The sequence below is a fragment of the Candidatus Poriferisocius sp. genome (assembly GCF_965204015.1).
GTDB lineage: Bacteria > Actinomycetota > Acidimicrobiia > Acidimicrobiales > Bin134 > Poriferisocius.
This window is the reverse complement of record NZ_OZ241965.1, coordinates 3,742,362-3,757,153: the sequence shown is the minus strand read 5'-3', so window position 1 is coordinate 3,757,153 and position 14,792 is coordinate 3,742,362. Positions and strand designations below refer to the sequence as shown.

At 66.6% G+C, this 14,792-nt stretch carries 18 protein-coding genes and 1 pseudogene; 8 read left to right on the top strand and 11 right to left on the bottom strand.

Going from position 1 to position 14,792, the window contains the following annotated elements:
- Nucleotides 1-16 precede the first annotated feature (16 nt).
- The 3 genes from ACOGJC_RS17020 to ACOGJC_RS17010 are packed head-to-tail and all read right to left on the bottom strand — an operon-like array spanning nt 17 to nt 2,960.
- The gene (locus tag ACOGJC_RS17020) at nt 17-1,405 is read right to left on the bottom strand and encodes a hypothetical protein (RefSeq protein WP_419846185.1); all 1,389 of its coding nucleotides are present in this window, start codon (nt 1,403-1,405) and stop codon (nt 17-19) included.
- Complete coding sequence (locus ACOGJC_RS17015; protein ID WP_419846184.1) at nt 1,402-2,124, bottom strand: NUDIX hydrolase; 723 nt, start codon at nt 2,122-2,124, stop codon at nt 1,402-1,404. Before ACOGJC_RS17015 ends, ACOGJC_RS17020 begins: the two co-directional genes overlap by 4 nt.
- Complete coding sequence (locus ACOGJC_RS17010; protein ID WP_419846183.1) at nt 2,121-2,960, bottom strand: SDR family NAD(P)-dependent oxidoreductase; 840 nt, start codon at nt 2,958-2,960, stop codon at nt 2,121-2,123. Before ACOGJC_RS17010 ends, ACOGJC_RS17015 begins: the two co-directional genes overlap by 4 nt.
- Nucleotides 2,961-3,072: 112 nt before the next feature.
- Here ACOGJC_RS17010 and ACOGJC_RS17005 point away from each other — a divergent pair, with 112 nt between their 5' ends.
- Both ACOGJC_RS17005 and ACOGJC_RS17000 read left to right on the top strand, forming a co-directional pair.
- Complete coding sequence (locus tag ACOGJC_RS17005; protein ID WP_419846182.1) at nt 3,073-3,906, top strand: SDR family NAD(P)-dependent oxidoreductase; 834 nt, start codon at nt 3,073-3,075, stop codon at nt 3,904-3,906.
- A 44-nt stretch (nt 3,907-3,950) separates the two neighbouring features.
- Complete coding sequence (locus ACOGJC_RS17000) at nt 3,951-5,159, top strand: phytanoyl-CoA dioxygenase family protein (RefSeq protein ID WP_419846181.1); 1,209 nt, start codon at nt 3,951-3,953, stop codon at nt 5,157-5,159.
- Nucleotides 5,160-5,178: 19 nt separating this feature from the next.
- Here ACOGJC_RS17000 and ACOGJC_RS16995 read toward each other — a convergent pair.
- The 4 genes and pseudogenes from ACOGJC_RS16995 to ACOGJC_RS16980 form a co-directional block, all read right to left on the bottom strand.
- Nucleotides 5,179-5,409 (bottom strand): annotated as a pseudogene (locus ACOGJC_RS16995) (UGSC family (seleno)protein); the annotation flags it as partial.
- A 12-nt stretch (nt 5,410-5,421) separates the two neighbouring features.
- Complete coding sequence (locus ACOGJC_RS16990; protein ID WP_419846180.1) at nt 5,422-5,727, bottom strand: hypothetical protein; 306 nt, start codon at nt 5,725-5,727, stop codon at nt 5,422-5,424.
- Between the two features lie 18 nt (nt 5,728-5,745).
- A complete protein-coding gene (locus ACOGJC_RS16985; protein ID WP_419846179.1) occupies nt 5,746-6,786 on the bottom strand; it encodes a hypothetical protein in 1,041 nt (346 codons plus the stop codon).
- A gap of 4 nt (nt 6,787-6,790) precedes the next feature.
- On the bottom strand, nt 6,791-7,867 hold the full coding sequence (locus ACOGJC_RS16980; RefSeq protein ID WP_419846178.1) for an amidohydrolase family protein: 1,077 nt from the start codon (nt 7,865-7,867) through the stop codon (nt 6,791-6,793).
- Between the two features lie 53 nt (nt 7,868-7,920).
- On the opposite strand from ACOGJC_RS16980, the gene ACOGJC_RS16975 reads away from it, so the two are divergent.
- On the top strand, nt 7,921-8,823 hold the full coding sequence (locus ACOGJC_RS16975) for an LLM class F420-dependent oxidoreductase (protein WP_419846177.1): 903 nt from the start codon (nt 7,921-7,923) through the stop codon (nt 8,821-8,823).
- A gap of 2 nt (nt 8,824-8,825) precedes the next feature.
- A complete protein-coding gene (locus tag ACOGJC_RS16970; RefSeq protein WP_419846176.1) occupies nt 8,826-9,683 on the top strand; it encodes an MBL fold metallo-hydrolase in 858 nt (285 codons plus the stop codon).
- Nucleotides 9,684-9,692: 9 nt separating this feature from the next.
- On the opposite strand, the gene ACOGJC_RS16965 is transcribed toward ACOGJC_RS16970, so the two are convergent.
- Nucleotides 9,693-10,550: a TauD/TfdA dioxygenase family protein gene (locus ACOGJC_RS16965; protein ID WP_419846175.1), complete on the bottom strand. Its 858-nt coding sequence runs from the start codon at nt 10,548-10,550 to the stop codon at nt 9,693-9,695.
- A 59-nt stretch (nt 10,551-10,609) separates the two neighbouring features.
- Nucleotides 10,610-10,954, bottom strand: a complete 345-nt coding sequence (locus tag ACOGJC_RS16960; protein WP_419846174.1) for a carboxymuconolactone decarboxylase family protein — start codon at nt 10,952-10,954, stop codon at nt 10,610-10,612.
- A 146-nt stretch (nt 10,955-11,100) separates the two neighbouring features.
- Here ACOGJC_RS16960 and ACOGJC_RS16955 point away from each other — a divergent pair, with 146 nt between their 5' ends.
- A complete protein-coding gene (locus tag ACOGJC_RS16955) occupies nt 11,101-11,406 on the top strand; it encodes a DUF2442 domain-containing protein (RefSeq protein WP_419846173.1) in 306 nt (101 codons plus the stop codon).
- Nucleotides 11,407-11,425: 19 nt separating this feature from the next.
- Nucleotides 11,426-12,007 carry a YbaK/EbsC family protein gene (locus ACOGJC_RS16950; RefSeq protein WP_419846172.1) on the top strand — a complete coding sequence of 194 codons (582 nt, stop codon included), beginning with the start codon at nt 11,426-11,428 and terminating at the stop codon, nt 12,005-12,007.
- On the opposite strand, the gene ACOGJC_RS16945 is transcribed toward ACOGJC_RS16950, so the two are convergent.
- A complete protein-coding gene (locus ACOGJC_RS16945; protein ID WP_419846171.1) occupies nt 12,004-12,768 on the bottom strand; it encodes a YhjD/YihY/BrkB family envelope integrity protein in 765 nt (254 codons plus the stop codon). The two genes, ACOGJC_RS16950 and ACOGJC_RS16945, sit on opposite strands and share 4 nt — an antisense overlap.
- A gap of 30 nt (nt 12,769-12,798) precedes the next feature.
- Here ACOGJC_RS16945 and ACOGJC_RS16940 point away from each other — a divergent pair, with 30 nt between their 5' ends.
- Together ACOGJC_RS16940 and ACOGJC_RS16935 are read left to right on the top strand one after the other, a co-directional pair.
- Nucleotides 12,799-13,752, top strand: a complete 954-nt coding sequence (locus ACOGJC_RS16940; protein ID WP_419846170.1) for a cupin domain-containing protein — start codon at nt 12,799-12,801, stop codon at nt 13,750-13,752.
- On the top strand, nt 13,745-14,299 hold the full coding sequence (locus tag ACOGJC_RS16935; protein WP_419846169.1) for a nuclear transport factor 2 family protein: 555 nt from the start codon (nt 13,745-13,747) through the stop codon (nt 14,297-14,299). The genes ACOGJC_RS16940 and ACOGJC_RS16935 overlap by 8 nt, the downstream gene beginning before the upstream one ends.
- 31 nt (nt 14,300-14,330) lie before the next feature.
- Here ACOGJC_RS16935 and ACOGJC_RS16930 read toward each other — a convergent pair whose 3' ends face one another.
- The gene (locus ACOGJC_RS16930) at nt 14,331-14,789 is read right to left on the bottom strand and encodes a cupin domain-containing protein (protein ID WP_419846168.1); all 459 of its coding nucleotides are present in this window, start codon (nt 14,787-14,789) and stop codon (nt 14,331-14,333) included.
- Between the last annotated feature and the right edge of the window lie 3 nt (nt 14,790-14,792).

Genomic DNA, 14,792 nt, shown 5'->3' with positions numbered 1-14,792 from the left:
TCGGGCTTGTACTCGTTCACTGCCAGATACGCAGGGAGCCCTCAACGGTGGCGGCGGCGATCGACAGCGTGCCGTCGGGGCGGGTCAGCACGGCGATGTTGGTGGCCAGCGTTCCTCCGAGGGGGCGACTCCACATGTCCACGGCTCCGTCAGGGCCGTGGCGGACGCCAGCGATATTCTGCCGGTCGAGGGTGGGGACGATCACCTCTATGTGGCCGTCCCGGTCGACGTCAGCGGCCAAGACCTGTTCGAGGTTGCGGGATCCGAATTCATGAGACCGATAGCCCGTGCGGGTGGCGACCACCGGCAATTCGCCCCCGACCAGAGACAGGAATCGGACCGAGCCGTTGTCGTCGGGATAGAGGACTTCGACGATCTCGGTCTCCCCGTTGGGGCCGAGCGGGCCCACGGCCACGAGTTGCCGCCAGCCCAGGAGGCGGTCCACCGGGTCGCTGGTCGCCACCACACCGCTGCCGGTGCTCGATGCCACCACGATCCAGGCCTCCCGGTCATTGCTGACAACGAGGGCCACATCGTCGATCCCATCGCCGTTCACATCGGCCAGCAGGGGAGCGATGGACTCGATGACGTCATCCCCCGACCGGTAGATCGTCTGCACCTCGTTCACCCCCACGGTGACCACCACCGCGGTGTTGGCCTCGAGATTGTCGCCCAGCGAGGAGTGGGGATACCGGTCGGTCGGCTCGGCCAGTACCAAAACCTGTTCGGGGCTGATCTGGACGACCCTGGAGTCGGGCAGAACCTCGAGGTCGGGCCGCCACAGCGTGCCGTTGGGTTCAAGGACGGTGAGCCGTTGGAGATTGTCCACATAGGCGGCGCGGTTACCGGCCAGATACACGGGAACGCTGTTGGGCGACGCATTGGCCGGCGTGGTGGCCAAGCGCACCGAACTACCCTGGACCGCCAGCACTGGCGGCTGGCCGGGCACCAGCCGATCGCCGGGAATGTCGATCTCCACCGGTTGGCCCGCGACGGGAACCTGGTAGCCCACCACCGTGCCGTCGGCCAGGGCCACCGCCCAGACGTCGCCGTCGGGAGTGCTGGCGCCGGTCACCCAGGTGGGTTCGCTTTCGAGGCTTATGTCTTTGGTGGTCACCTGCTGGATGAAACCGGTGCCCAGCCCCAAGCCGGTGGCCAGCCGGTTGCCATCGGGCTGGTACACGGGGTCGGCGTGGGTCACCGGGCCGAGGTCGGCGGTAGGCGTGGTGGTCGGCACGGGGGTGGCGGAAGGCGGGGGAGAGGCTGTGGCGATGTCGGCAGGGGAGTCGCCCGAATCGGCGCCGCAGGCCCCAATGAGCGCGGCGGCGAGGGCAACAAGGGCCGCGATGAGCACAGCCGACGGGCGGCGCAACACCGCGGGCTCGCGGGTGGCGCGGCGGCTCATGTCCGCTCGAACCGCCAGCCGCCCTCATGCAGGGTGAGGCGATGCCGGGGGCCGGGCGCGCTGGCGTCATTGGTGTCGTAGCCGGCGTCGCCGTGCCACATCGACACCGGGACTTTGCCGTCGAGGCCGATGTGGGTGGCGTAGTGCGGGATGTCGTCGGCTCGGCTCCGGGCCGCGGCCAGGGCATGGTCGACGGTGGGGTGTTCGGCCAGCTCCATCAGGGTGATGAACGTGGGCGGGACCATCTCAATCTCGCCAGCGGCGTGGCGGGCCAGGGTGTCGGCCGGGCGCCACCAGGCGTGCTCTTTGATCTCGCCGCCGTCCACGGTGACCGCGCCGGCGGGCGCGGGAGCGAGGAAGAACCAGGTGGCGAACCGCTTGTTGATGGTGGTGGGCGGCACCCAGTGTGAGTAGGGCACCAGCTCGTCAATGGCAACGGCCAGGTTGGCCTCCTCGGCGGCTTCTCGCACGGCGGCAGCCCGGCTGGCGGCAAAGATGTCATCAGGCCGCTCGGCGGGGTAGTCGTCGTCGTCCACCCGGCCACCGGGGAACACCCACATGCCGCCGACAAAGCTGAGCTTGGAATTGCGCCGCATCATCAAGGTCTCCAACCCCTCGGGGGCATCGCGCAAAAGGACCACGGTGGCCGCAGCCACCAGCTCCGGGGCATTCTCGTCCTGGCCAGCCCAGTCGGAGAACCGATGGCGCTCGCCGCTCATGGGGGATCAGCTCCGATCATGCGGCTCCGGACCTCGGGGTCGGTCACAAACACCGGGGCATTGTCGTCGCCCAGCATGGCCAGCTTCACCGACATCCCCCCGTCCACGGACAGCACCTGCCCGGTGATGTAGCTGGCCTGGGGCGAGAGCAAGAACACCGCAGCAGCGGCGATCTCCGCGGGGTGGCCCCGGCGACCGAGGGGGATGGCCCGCTTGGCCGCTTCGGGGGACTCCTCATCACCAGCTCGTGGAGTGGTGATGGTGCCAGGGGCGACGGCGTTGACCCGGATGCCGTGGTTGCCCCACTCCACGGCCATGGTGCGGGTAAGCGAGTTGAGCCCGGCTTTGGCCGCGCCGTAGGCAGCCAGGAAGGGCTGGGAGGCCAGGCTGCTCACCGAGGAGACGTTGACCATCGCCCCGCCGGTGTCGGCGTCGATCATGGCTTGGGCCACCGCCCGGTTGAGGAATGCCACATAGCGGAGATTGTTGGCCATGACCCGGTCCCAGCCCTGGTGGTCGATGTTCACCAAGGGGCCGAAGTCGTCTATGCCGGTGCCGCCAGCCACGTTGATGAGCCCGTCGATGCGGCCGTGGGCGTCTAACGCGGTTCGAACGACGGCCGCGGGGGCATCAGGATCGGTGAGATCGGCCTGGACTTTGGCTACCGGTCGGGAAAGCAGGTCGAGCTTGTCCAGCTCTTCTGGAGACCGCTCTACGGCCACCACCTCCGCTCCGGCAGCCAGTGCGGCCTCACACGAACAGGTGCCTATCCCCCCTCCTCCGGCCCCGGCCACGATCACGGTGGCGCCGGTGAGATCAACAACGGGTTTCGCCATCTCCATCACCCTACGGCCTGTCGCCCTAGCTGCCCTGTCATGAAGAAATCAACGCCACGGGAACGGCCCTGGCAATATGAGGCGTCGGAAAATCGGAAAGAGGGTAACGGCCATGAAAGAGCTCAACGGCAAGGTCGCCGTGGTCACCGGGGCGGCCAGCGGGATCGGATTCGCGATGAGCGAGCGGTTCGTATCAGAGGGCATGTCGGTGGTGATGGCCGACGTTGAAGAAGAGGCGCTGGCCCGGTCGGCCACCCAGCTCGAGTCCGAGGGCGCCGATGTGCTGGGCGTGCTGTGTGATGTGAGCGACGCGGCCTCGGTGAAGGATCTGGCTGAGCAGACCCTGTCGGCCTACGGCGGGGTGCATGTGGTGTGCAACAACGCTGGAGTGGGGCCAGGCGGGCTGATGTTGGAGACCACCGCGGAGGAGTGGGAATGGATCGTGGGCGTGAACGTGATGGGCGTGGCCCATGGTGTGATCACGTTCGGGCCGATCTTGGCCGAGGCCGGGGAAGGTCACATCGTGAACACTGCATCGGAGGCCGGTTTGGTCACCAACAGCGCCCTGGGCATGTACTGCGCCACCAAGCACGCCGTGGTGGGGTTGAGCGAGTCGCTGTGGCGGGAGTTGCATCCCCTGGGTGTGGGGGTGTCGTGCCTGTGCCCCAACTTGGTGAACACCCAGATCTTCCAGTCGGAGCGGAATCGACCTTACGACGCCGAGCTGACCGCCACCCAGAACGCCATCATGACCCCGATGCGGGAGATGCTTAGCGCCCGGGGCATCGCACCCTCCGAAGTGGCCGCCAACGTGTTGGATGCCATCGTGGAGGATCGGTTCTGGGTGTTCACCCACGACATCACGCCGGAGGCGGCCGCAGTTCGCTTCACCGACATCGAGGCACGCCGCAATCCCACCGACCCCTATGAAGGGGCCGAGTTCTAGGGCTGCATCAGGGATTCGTGGATCCGGTGAACTAGGTTTCAGTCATGGCTGTAGTGGACCACGCCCCCCGACTTCCCCTGTTCGACACCCTGGACTTCGACGACTTCCACTCAAATGACCTGCCCCGGCGCTTGGCCGAGGGTAACGGAGCACTGGCTGCGAGCATTGGCTCCGGGGCCTTGGTCAAGAGCTTCGCCTGGCGGCTGACCGACGGCCGGTCGGTGACCTACGTGGTGGGCGACGATGGGGTGGAGATCCGGCCCGGCGATGATGCCGAGCTGGTGGTGGAGGTCAGCGAGGAGAACTGGTCGAATTACGTGGCTGAGCTGTGGACCTGGGTCGGGCTGCTGTATGCCGAGGCCGCCGAGATGATTCGGGGCGATTTCGGGCTGTTCGAAGACTTCGAGCCGGTGCTATTGGCCATGTACCACGGCCGTCCCCTGTACGAGGGATGGGAGCCCACGGTGGACTTGTCTCGCAGCTTTACCCTCGACGACGACCACGAGGAGATGAGCCGGTTCCTCGACGAGGCCGGATTCCTCCACATCCGAGGTGTGTTCAGCGCCGAGGAGATCGAGGCCCTACGGGCCGATGTGGAGCGCCAGCGCAGCGCGGCCACCCCCGACGACCACCGGTCTTGGTGGGCCACCAACGCCGGTGGCGAGGAGGTGTGCTGCCGGGTGACCCACATGGACGACCGCAGCGAGCTGATGCTCGGGCTGATCGGCGATCACCGTTTGGACGCCATCGGCGCGCTGGGCGGAGACGACTTCGCCGCCTATCCCGAGCGGGGCGACGGCGTGTCGGTGGTCATCAAGCTGCCCAGCATCGTGGAAGGCCTGGCCGACCTGCCCTGGCACCGGGATTGCGGCACCGGAGGGCACTCGATCACCTGTCCCACAGTGAGCATCGGCATCCAGCTCGACGAGTGCAGCGAGGCCAACGGCCAGCTCCACTACCTGGCCGGTTCCAACAAATCCTCCAACCGGGCTCGTGAGGTGCGCGACGACTGGCCCACGGTGGCCATCAGCGCCTCGCCGGGCGACGTCACCGTGCACTACGGCCATACCATGCACGGCGCCCCGCCCCCCACTGCGGCCCCCGAATCCGGTGGCCGACGCACCATCTACGTGGGCTACCACCAGCCCATCTGGGCCGAGTTCATTCCCCCCGGCCAGGGCTACAACGACATCTTGTTCAAAGACGGCGGCCGCATCAAGAGCCCCGAAGAGTTTCAGGAGCAGAGTTCGTAGCCTGCGCTCAAGCAGCCGGCTAGCGAACCAACAGCCGGTCGACGATCTCTTCGAGCAGGGGCTCGAGCTTTTTGGTGATGGCGTCGGTGTCTTCGCTGAGGTAGTCGTGGGGGATCACCACCCGAGGGATGTCGGGCATGCCCAGGGAGCGGGCGACGGTGTCGGCGGCCACGGTAAACGGCTCGGTGACCACGGTTACGGTGGGGATGCCCAGCCTCTCCAGGTTCACGGCGTCGAGCACACTGCCCGACGTGCATGAGCCTCATTTGGCCAGGCCGTTGACCACCCCCGCACAGGCCCGGAACGAGGCGAGCATCTCGTCGCCCGCCGGCCGGCTGAGCACCGGCTTGTGCTGGCGGACCACCGCGGTCACGTCCAGGCGATGGCGGAACTCCTGCTCCAGCACCTCGGTGTAGCGGGTGAAGTCGGGGCCGGAGGAGGGGTTGTACTCGTTGACCAGGAAACCGATGGTCAGCGGCCCCTGGGTGTGGCCCCGCCGGGATGCCAGGGTTGCATCGTTGACCACTACTTGGCCCCGGGGATCCACCAGCTCTCCGATCGACTTCACACTTCAATCCTGCCAGTTCTAGCCATCGAGCGCCCGGCTCACCGCGTAACCGCCCAGGTTGCCCCAGCCAGCGCACACCGCCATCCACGGGATCGACTCGGCGCCGGTGACCATCACGTGGATGTCTTCGGGCCGCTCGGTGACCGGCACCAGCGTGTCGGGATCGTCGGCGTCCACCCAGTCGGGCCACCAGGCATAGGGAGGAACGCCAGGAGAGAGAAGGTCGCCGACGCGCCGCCGGGCCTGCTGCCAGAGTTGCTCTTGCACCGCGGCCCGGTCGTAGCCGTTCTCGGCCAAGTGGCGGGCCTCGTTGGGGGTGAGCACCACCAGGGTCTCGCCCATGGTGTGGGTGTTGTTGCACCCCTTGATGGCCATGGCGTCGGCCAACTGGGCCAGTCGGTTGACCGGGGTGTCGTCGGCCCCCCACATGGCCACGCTGGTGGGGGACTCGCAGGCGAACACGGTGATCCCGCTGGCCGCGTCGACGCCTCGGGCCTGGTGCAGCGGAGGCCACGGGCTGGCCGGCGACTCGGCCACGCAGAAGGCGTAGCGGCCAGGGTGGCCGAACACCTCTTTTACCGGCTCGCCGGGGGTGGCCCCGCCGGCGTTCCACAACAGCAGCTTGACGGCCCGGCCGATGGCCGCGTTGGCGTGGGCCCCGCCGCCGCTGAATACCGACTCGGTATGAGCCATGGCGAGCCGCTCCACCGCCGGCCCCGAGACGATGACCAGCGGCCAGCACGGGTGGGTGGTGGTGACCACCCCACGCAGGTTGAATCGGTCCTCCAGCATGGCCTCGACGGCGGTCAGCACCACCTCGAAGTGCTCGGGCCGACAACCGGCCATGACCGCATTGGCCGCCGCCACCTCGACAGTGGCCGCACCGCCCCTCGGGGGGATGGCTCCCAGTAGCTGGCCAGGATCCCGGCCCGAGGCGGCCACCAGGGCGTCCACCGCCACCCGGGTGGGGGGATACACCGGCAAGCCGTCGGTCAACCCCTCGGCGTGAGCTAATTCCACCCACTCTTCGATGGTGTCGGCCGTTGTGATCAGGCTCATGGGCTCAGTCCCACCCGAACAGCCGCTTGGGGTTGGCCTCGAATATGGCCCGCTTGTGGGCTTCGGCCAGATCGGAGCGGTCGGTCACGCCGGTCACGCTGGTGGGGAAGTCGCTGTCCCAGTGGGGGTAGTCGGATGCCCACACGATGATGTCGCCGCCGATCTGCTCGATCACCTGGGGCAGGCCTTCCTCGCCCTCGGTGGACACGAACAGCCGCCCCTCGGCCAAGTACTCGCCAGGCGGCTTGGTGATGGCGTCGAACTCGTGGCTTCGGTACTCGTAGTGCTCGTCAAGGCGCTCCAGCGTGTGGGGCACCCAGCCCACCCCGCCTTCCAGCAATGCCACTCGAAGCCGTTTGAACCGCTCGAACACCCCGCCGCAGATCAGCGTAGTGGCCGCGAACATCAGATTGAACGGGAACTCGATCACATGGAGCTGGGCGTAGGCGTCGGTGAATCGACCATTGGCAAACCGGCAGCCCCCAGCGTGGAAGCCCAAGGGCACATCCAGCTGTTCGGCCAGGTCGTAGAGCGGGTCGTTGTCGGGGTGATCGGGATTGCGATCGCCCACCGCGCAGGGAACGGTCAGCGAGACGAAACCCAGCTCGGTAACGCACCGCTCGGCCTCGGCTACCGCCTCGTCCATCCACTTCAACGGCAGCGCCGGGGTGCCCCTCAGCCGCTTGGGGTCGGCCGAGCACCAGTCGGCCAGCCAGTTGTTGTAGGCCCGACAGCAGGCGACGGTGAGATCTCGGTCTGATCCGGCGTACAAGCCGAGCGACATGGCCCCGTAAAGCACGGCGATGTCGATGCCCTCGGTGTCCATGTCAGCCAGCCGCAGCGAAGAGTCGACACCGCCCTCTCGGAGGGTAGTGGACTCTCGGATGCCCTCGGGCGCCCACGCGCCCGTGCCGGTGCCCGGGGGGATCACCTTGCCCTCGATCACATAGCGGGTGGTACCCCGGTCGTCGGTGATCAACCGGGGCCGCCGCTCGTGGAAACGGGCCGGGAGGTACTTCTCCCACAGCTCGTCGGGTTCGAACACGTGGCCGTCCACGTCGATAACCAGATGATCCGACACCCCACGAAGCTAACCCCTCCGGCGTGCTGTGACCCGCGCCTAGTCTTCTGCTCATGGTCAGCCTCGGAGTCCTTCCCCACATGCACGAGTCGGTCGTCACCGACGCCCGCTGGATCACCCAGTTCGCCCAGGCGATGGACGAAGAGGGAGTGGAGTCGATCTGGACGGTTGAGCACGTGGTGGTGGCCAACAACTACGAGCCCCGCTACTCGTATTCGGAGTCGGGCCGCATGCCCGGCGCTCCGGGCGTGGTGATGCCCGATCCGCTGGAGATGCTGGCCTTCATGGCCTCGGTGACCGAGCGGGTGCGGCTGGGCACCGGTGTGATAGTCCTGCCCCTGCACCCGCCGGCGGTGATGGCCAAGCGGGTGGCCACCCTCGATGCCCTCAGCGGCGGGCGGGTGATCCTCGGGGTGGGCAGCGGCTGGCAGATCGAGGAGTACGCCGCCTGCGGGGTGCCCTACGAGGGCCGGGGCGAGCGGCTCGACGAGTGCATCGGCGCCCTGCGGGAGCTGTGGGCCCCCGGCTACCGCACTTACCAGAGCAACGCGGTGAGCTTCACCGAGTGCGAGAGCCTGCCCAATCCGGCCCAGCCCGGTGGCCCGCCCATCGTGATCGGGGGCAGCACCGGCCGGGCGGCCCGGCGAACCGGGCGACTGGGCGACGGGTTCTATCCTTATGTGATCTCACCGGAGGACTACGCCGACCGGGTGGCCACCATTCGGGCCACCGCCATCGAGCACGGCCGAGATCCCGACGCCATCGAGACGACGGTGTGGCCGGGCAGCTACCAGCGGGGCGGGTCGTTCGACTTGGGCCTCATCGAGAAGTACGCCGAAACGGGCCTCGACCGGCTGATCGTGTCGGCCGCCGAGTCGGGCAGTACCGACATCGACGACATCCGCCGCTTTGTCGGCCGCTACCAGACCGAGGTTCTGGACAAGATCGGAGGTTGACCATGGCACTGGTCACACAGGTTGGCGACGTGAAAGTCATGCTGGTGCGCGAGACCCTGCAACCAGTTCCCGCCGAGGGGATGTACGTGGAGCCCGACATGGGGGTGTTCGAGGCCAATGCCGACTGGCTGCGGCCCTATTTTCTGGACGACGAGGGCAACATGCCGCTGTCTATCCATGCTCTGGTGCTGGAGTCGGAGGGCCAGACCATCATGGTGGACACCTGCATCGGCAACCGCCCTATCGAGATGGTCCCCCAGATGAGCCATTTGGGCGAAGGGTTTCTCGACGAGTTGGCTGCTGCCGGCTTTGAACCGGGCGACATCGATATCGTGTTGTGTACCCACTTGCATTTCGACCACGTGGGCTGGAACACGATCCTGGTGGACGGGGAGTGGGTGCCCACCTTCCCCAACGCCCGCTATCTGTTCAACCGCACCGAGTACGAGTACTGGGACTCCGGCGCCGAGGGGGCGGCCATCACTTTCGGGGATGCCGTGCGCCCAGTGCTGGACGCCGGGCTGGCCGACCTGGTGGACAGCGACCACCAAGTCACCGGCGAGATCAGCCTGGAGCCCTCACCAGGCCACAGCCCCGGCCACGTAAGCGTGCGCATTTCATCGGCAGGCCACGAGGCCGTGATCACCGGCGACTTGGTACACCACCCCGTCCAGTTCTCCGCCCCCGAATGGGTAATGACCGCCGACGACGACCCAGCAAGAGCCTCTGAGACCCGTAAAGCCTTCCGCGAGCGCTACGCCGACTCCGGCATCCTAATCTTCGGCACCCATTTCGCCGGCCCCAGCTGCGGCCACCTGTCCAACGCCGACGGCCGCTGGATATTCACCGTCAAGTCGTAGCCGCGGACCTCAACCTCCGGCGACAGAAGCGCGGCCCATCACTCTTAGGGCAGGGTGGTAGTCGTTGACGCCGTAGTGCTGGACGGCTTGGTTGTCCCAGATCACCACAGTGTTGGGGGCCCAGCGGACCCGGCAGTGGTATTCGGGGACCTCGGCTTGGCGGCAAAGCAGATTGAGCAGGTCGTCGCTGTCGTCAACCGGTGAGCCGTTTTGGTCGACCAAATCGGTGGTGAAACCGGCGTTTACGAACAGGGTGAGCCGTCTAGTGCGGGGATGAGGACGGGCCACCGGGTGGACAACGGGAGGAACTTCGGCCCGCAGCTTGTCCAGATCGTCCCCGTACTTGTCGGCGTAGGCCCCGATGCTCCAGTCGTGGCGGGCTGACAGCGAGGTCAGCCGGTCTTGAAGATCAGGGTCGAGGTTGTCCCAGGCGGCGGCCATGTCGGCGAACAGGGTGTCGCCTCCCACAGGGGGAATCTCAATGGCCCGCAGGATGGTGCAGACCGGCGGGTGGGTTCGAAACGTGCCGTCGGTGTGCCACATGTTCTCCAGTCCGACCACGGTGTCGTTGCGCTCGAAGGTGATGGCATCTGTTTGGGCGGCGGTGCCGGGATTGGGGATCAGCTGGTCATCGGTGAGTGGTCCCCAGCGAAGGGCCAGCGCACCCTGGGCGGAGACATCGATTGGCTGATCTCGCACAATCAGCACCTTCCACTCCAGTAAGGCTCGGTCGAGCTCCTCGAGCAGCTCGTCGTCCACATCCCGCAGGGATAGGTCGGATAGCTCAGCGCCGATAGTTGGGGCTACCGGTGAGACCTCGAAACACTGGAACTGGGCAGGTTCCCAGTTCTCCGGAAGCCGGCGCATAATCCGGGGCCCTACGGGGTGGCGGCGCATAGTCGCCATTGTGGCCAAGAGGGGCTCTCTCAAGCAGCAGCGTCGCGCTCGGCGAAGATGTCGGTGGCGATTTCGAAGGCCTTCATGGCGGCCGGGAAGCCGGCGTAGATGGCGGCTTGGATCATGACCTCGCAGATCTCCTCCCGGTCCAGGCCGAAAGAGTCCAAGCCCATGATGACGTGCTCGCGGATGGCGAACTCGTTGCCCAGCGCAGTCATCATGGCAATGGTGGCCAAGCTGCGCTCCCGACGGCTCAGCACCGGCCGACCCCACACCGCCGACGGCCCCACCCTCAACATCTCCATCACGTCATCGCGGACTTCCTCGGGTATTGGGAGTCGGCTGAGCACATCGGGCTGGCGGGGTTCAGACATGGCCTGACCGTACTTCACCCATGGCAATTGGTCGCACGCGGTGCGCGAAGTTGCATGTTGACCGAATGCGGTGGGGTATTGGGCGTGGAGTCCGGTAGTTTGGACTAGCAGGCAAGGCCTATCGCAAGTGCTGAGGCTCAGAGCAAATGGAAAGCACAAGTAATTTGAACCGCCCGATTGAAGTGGCACCCCGAGAGGGATATCGAGTCTGGCTTCGATACCCCAATGGGGTAGCTGGCGAGGTTGATCTGTCGGATCTGGCTGGCCGAGGCGTGTTTCAGGCGTGGGAGAGTCGAGCTTGCTTTGAGGCAGTGCGAATTGCCGCAGATGGAGGGATCGCCTGGGGGGAAGAGATCGAGCTCTGTCCGGATGCTCTCTACATGAGGCTTACCGGCAAGTCGGTTGAGGAGGTCTTCCCGGGCGTGATTAGCTCATCTATTTCGACTTCTTGAAGTAGGTAGCGAGAACTTCATGACCAGCGGAATGGAGCGGTTTAGGGCGGCAGCCGAAGAGCTGGGTGTTCAGGTGGAGCCAGTGCGGTATCCCGCGGGCACTCGGACTGCGGCTGATGCCGCCGCCGCGGTGGGCTGCGAAGTAGGCCAAATCGTGAAGTCGCTGGTATTCGCCACTCCGACAAAGCTGGTGGTGGCGTTGACTTCAGGAGCTAACCAAGTGGACATCGATCGCTTGGGAGAGCTTGTCGGTGAGGAGGTCAGCCTGGCTGAGCCGGAGGCGGTGCGAGCAGCCACCGGGTATGCCATCGGGGGCACTCCGCCGTTCGGGCATATCAACCAGCTGGCTACCTGGATCGACGAGGACTTGCTGGCATATGAGGCCGTGTGGGCTGCGGCTGGCACTCCCGATTCCTGCTTTCCCATCGCTCCGGCTCAACTAGTGGCCGCGTCGGGGGCTGCTCCGGCTGATTTCGCCCAACGACAGGAGCGTGAGCATATGGGCCAATGGCTTGTTGACAACATGCCGCGCGGCATCGATCTTGAGTTGCCTGACAGGAGGGAACCTGATCGAGAGGTCTCTTTTCTAGGCGGCGACTAGGCGTTCCGCTGATCGAGGGCGCCGGCTATGGCGGCGCCGGCGGTTACTCCGCAGGCGGCGGCCCATAGCCAGCTGAGGGCGGCCAGGGTTCCGGCGGTGGCCACGGTGACCGCGGTGCCGCCGACGGACCAGTTCACTGCCAGCGCAGCGATAGCCGAAACGATTGAGAACCAAACGGCTGATACCAGGCCGCCGATCAGGTCGTGGCGGAGGGGTCGGCGGGGGCAGGCCACCTTCTGCACCAGGGAGAAGACGGCCACCGCCGACACGAAGCCGACCACCGGGGCCAGGCGGGCGTCGACCCACACCGCAATGGCGGTGGGCCCGGCGATCAGGGGGATGACACCCACCAAGAGCCAGAATCCGGCGAACCGCTCCATCCACCACGACCGGCGGGACTCTCCCCGAACCCGGCGAACGGCCCGGCACGCCGCGGCCGCGGCCCTCATGGTGCCCCACACCGCGACCACCGCGGCAATGGACGTAGCCGCCACCGGCGCCGACACCACATCGGCGAGCTCCTCGCCGATGGTGCTGTCCACGTCGCTGAGCGCGGTCTGGCCCGCGTCGGCCAGCCATTCGTTGAACCGGTCGGCGATCCGGTCGGACACCGCCCGAACCGTGGAGGCGATGGCCGCCGCGGCCACCGCGGCGGGAAACAGCGACACCGCCGACCAGAAGGCGATCTCCGCCGCCCCGGTCCCACCCTCACCCTCCCGCCAGCACGAGATTGACTGCTTGATGAGGGAGCCGATGTCCACCACGTCTCAGAGGGTAGCTACGGTGGGCGGATGGCATTCACAAGGCGGCGAATTGTTACCGGACACGACGAACGGGGTGCCCCGGTCGTCGCTTCCGACGGCATGGCCGAGTCGAGCTTCTTGGGACGGAGCACGGCCAGTATGTGGTACGTGGGGCAGCATCCCGCCTCCGTCGACGACGGTGGGGACGAGCCCGAGGGCATTACTGATTTCGTCCCCCCGCCCGGCGGGATTTCGTGGCGCTTCTTCACCCTGAAGCCCTCGGGGGGAAAGGCCATCGGCCCACTCGACGACCCCCGATTCGACCAAGACCGCGTCGGCTTCCACGCCACCCCCACCATCGACTTCATCGAGATCATCTCGGGCCAGATCCGCTTGGAGCTGAACGACCATTGGGTGGAGCTCGAAGCGGGCGACTGCGTGATACAGCGGGGCACCTGGCATCGGTGGATCGTCATCGGCGACGAGCCCTGTACGTTCAGCGCCATCATGCTAGGGGTGGGCGAAGGGGCTGATCCCGGCTTTGCCGGGGCATCCGTCGGCACCGTTGGCCCCCGCCGGATCGTCACCGACGGCAACGGGGTGTGCGCCGATGGGCCGCCGGCTACCGCATCGCAGTCCGAGGGCGGGCTGTTAACCGCCGAGCTGTGGCACACGTTCGCTCCCGTGGCCAGCGAGCTCCAGGGCGGCGATGCCCCCCAGTCGGAGATGCAGCTCAATCCGCCCGGGGGAGGGGTGACCTGGAAGCAGGTGACCATTCCGGCGTCGATGGCCGACCAGGCCGCATTGATGCACCAAACCCCCACCATCGACTTCGTGCGGATCGCTCAGGGCACCGTCGATTTGGAGCTGCCCGGCCAACCCCCGGTACACCTCACCGCTGGCGACTGTGTGATCCAGCGGGGCACCGAGCACGCCTGGCGAAATACCGGCGACGGCCCCTTCACCCTCTCGGCGGTGATGATCGGGGTGGACGGTGGTTGATCGATCGGAGGCTGAACTGGATCCCCGGCTTCAGGCGCTGGTCGACAAGGACGAGATCACCGACACCGTCCACCGGGTGGCCCGGGGCACCGACCGGCTCGACAAGGAGCTGATCGTCTCCGGCTATCACCCCGACGGGTTCGACGATCACAACAACTTCCGCGGCAGCCCGGTGGAGTTCGCCGACTGGGTGCTGGAGGTGCTCGCGGCCTTCGACTACACCCAGCACCTGCTGGGCCAGTCCCGCATCCAGCTAGAGGGCGACGTGGCCTTCGTGGAGACCTACTGCAACGCCCACCACGTGGTGCATCCCACCGAGGAGGGGCCGGGCTCCGACATGCGCATGGGCCTGCGCTATGTGGACCGGTTCGAGCGGCGCGGCGGCGGACCCTGGCTGATCGCCACCCGGGTCTGCGCCTTCGAGTGGCGCTACACCCTCACCCTGAATTACTCGTTCCCCTACGACGACGACTTCACCATCGGCCACCGCGATCGCTCAGACATCACCTACACCCGCAAGGGTTTGACGGGAGAACCCCGGCAATAGGGCTGCGCCTTCGGGGATTAACCGGAGCGCCCTAGCCCCCCATGAGGGGGCCCTCGGACATCGACTCGATGGTGGAGGTAGCCAACACGTTGTGGTCGGCGTCGAGGGTTTCGAAGAGCACGCCGGTGGGGGAGTGGAGATTGAACAGCACGATGGCGCCCTCTTCACCGCCCCGCTCCATGTGAATTTCGCCGGAGGGACTCTGGCTGTAGGTGCCGGCGGGCTTGATCTTGTGGACGGTCTCGCCGTTGGACCCGACATCGAACACATGGTGCTCGCCTTGGAGCACGAGGGTGCGGGTGACCGCGACATGGCGATGGAAGTGGCAGTGCGAGTTGGGGGCGAAGCGCACCAGCAAGTCAAGCGTGCCGTTCTCGGGCTGGGAGCCGAGCACGGCCACGTCGAACTCGACGGGATAGTCGAACTCCGGGCCCCCTTCCATATGGGTCCAGTCCACGTCACTCAAGTCGAATCGAGCCTCAAAGGTCATGGG

What these genes read in the sequence shown, in the direction of transcription:
- ACOGJC_RS17020 (WP_419846185.1), bottom strand. Translation starts at nt 1,405, where the DNA reads ATGAGCCGCCGCGCCACCCGCGAGCCCGCGGTGTTGCGCCGCCCGTCG.
- ACOGJC_RS17015 (WP_419846184.1), bottom strand. Translation starts at nt 2,124, where the DNA reads ATGAGCGGCGAGCGCCATCGGTTCTCCGACTGGGCTGGCCAGGACGAG.
- ACOGJC_RS17010 (WP_419846183.1), bottom strand. Translation starts at nt 2,960, where the DNA reads ATGGCGAAACCCGTTGTTGATCTCACCGGCGCCACCGTGATCGTGGCC.
- ACOGJC_RS17005 (WP_419846182.1), top strand. Translation starts at nt 3,073, where the DNA reads ATGAAAGAGCTCAACGGCAAGGTCGCCGTGGTCACCGGGGCGGCCAGC.
- ACOGJC_RS17000 (WP_419846181.1), top strand. Translation starts at nt 3,951, where the DNA reads ATGGCTGTAGTGGACCACGCCCCCCGACTTCCCCTGTTCGACACCCTG.
- ACOGJC_RS16985 (WP_419846179.1), bottom strand. Translation starts at nt 6,786, where the DNA reads ATGAGCCTGATCACAACGGCCGACACCATCGAAGAGTGGGTGGAATTA.
- ACOGJC_RS16975 (WP_419846177.1), top strand. Translation starts at nt 7,921, where the DNA reads ATGGTCAGCCTCGGAGTCCTTCCCCACATGCACGAGTCGGTCGTCACC.
- ACOGJC_RS16970 (WP_419846176.1), top strand. Translation starts at nt 8,826, where the DNA reads ATGGCACTGGTCACACAGGTTGGCGACGTGAAAGTCATGCTGGTGCGC.
- ACOGJC_RS16965 (WP_419846175.1), bottom strand. Translation starts at nt 10,550, where the DNA reads ATGCGCCGGCTTCCGGAGAACTGGGAACCTGCCCAGTTCCAGTGTTTC.
- ACOGJC_RS16960 (WP_419846174.1), bottom strand. Translation starts at nt 10,954, where the DNA reads ATGTCTGAACCCCGCCAGCCCGATGTGCTCAGCCGACTCCCAATACCC.
- ACOGJC_RS16955 (WP_419846173.1), top strand. Translation starts at nt 11,101, where the DNA reads ATGGAAAGCACAAGTAATTTGAACCGCCCGATTGAAGTGGCACCCCGA.
- ACOGJC_RS16950 (WP_419846172.1), top strand. Translation starts at nt 11,426, where the DNA reads ATGACCAGCGGAATGGAGCGGTTTAGGGCGGCAGCCGAAGAGCTGGGT.
- ACOGJC_RS16940 (WP_419846170.1), top strand. Translation starts at nt 12,799, where the DNA reads ATGGCATTCACAAGGCGGCGAATTGTTACCGGACACGACGAACGGGGT.
- ACOGJC_RS16930 (WP_419846168.1), bottom strand. Translation starts at nt 14,789, where the DNA reads ATGACCTTTGAGGCTCGATTCGACTTGAGTGACGTGGACTGGACCCAT.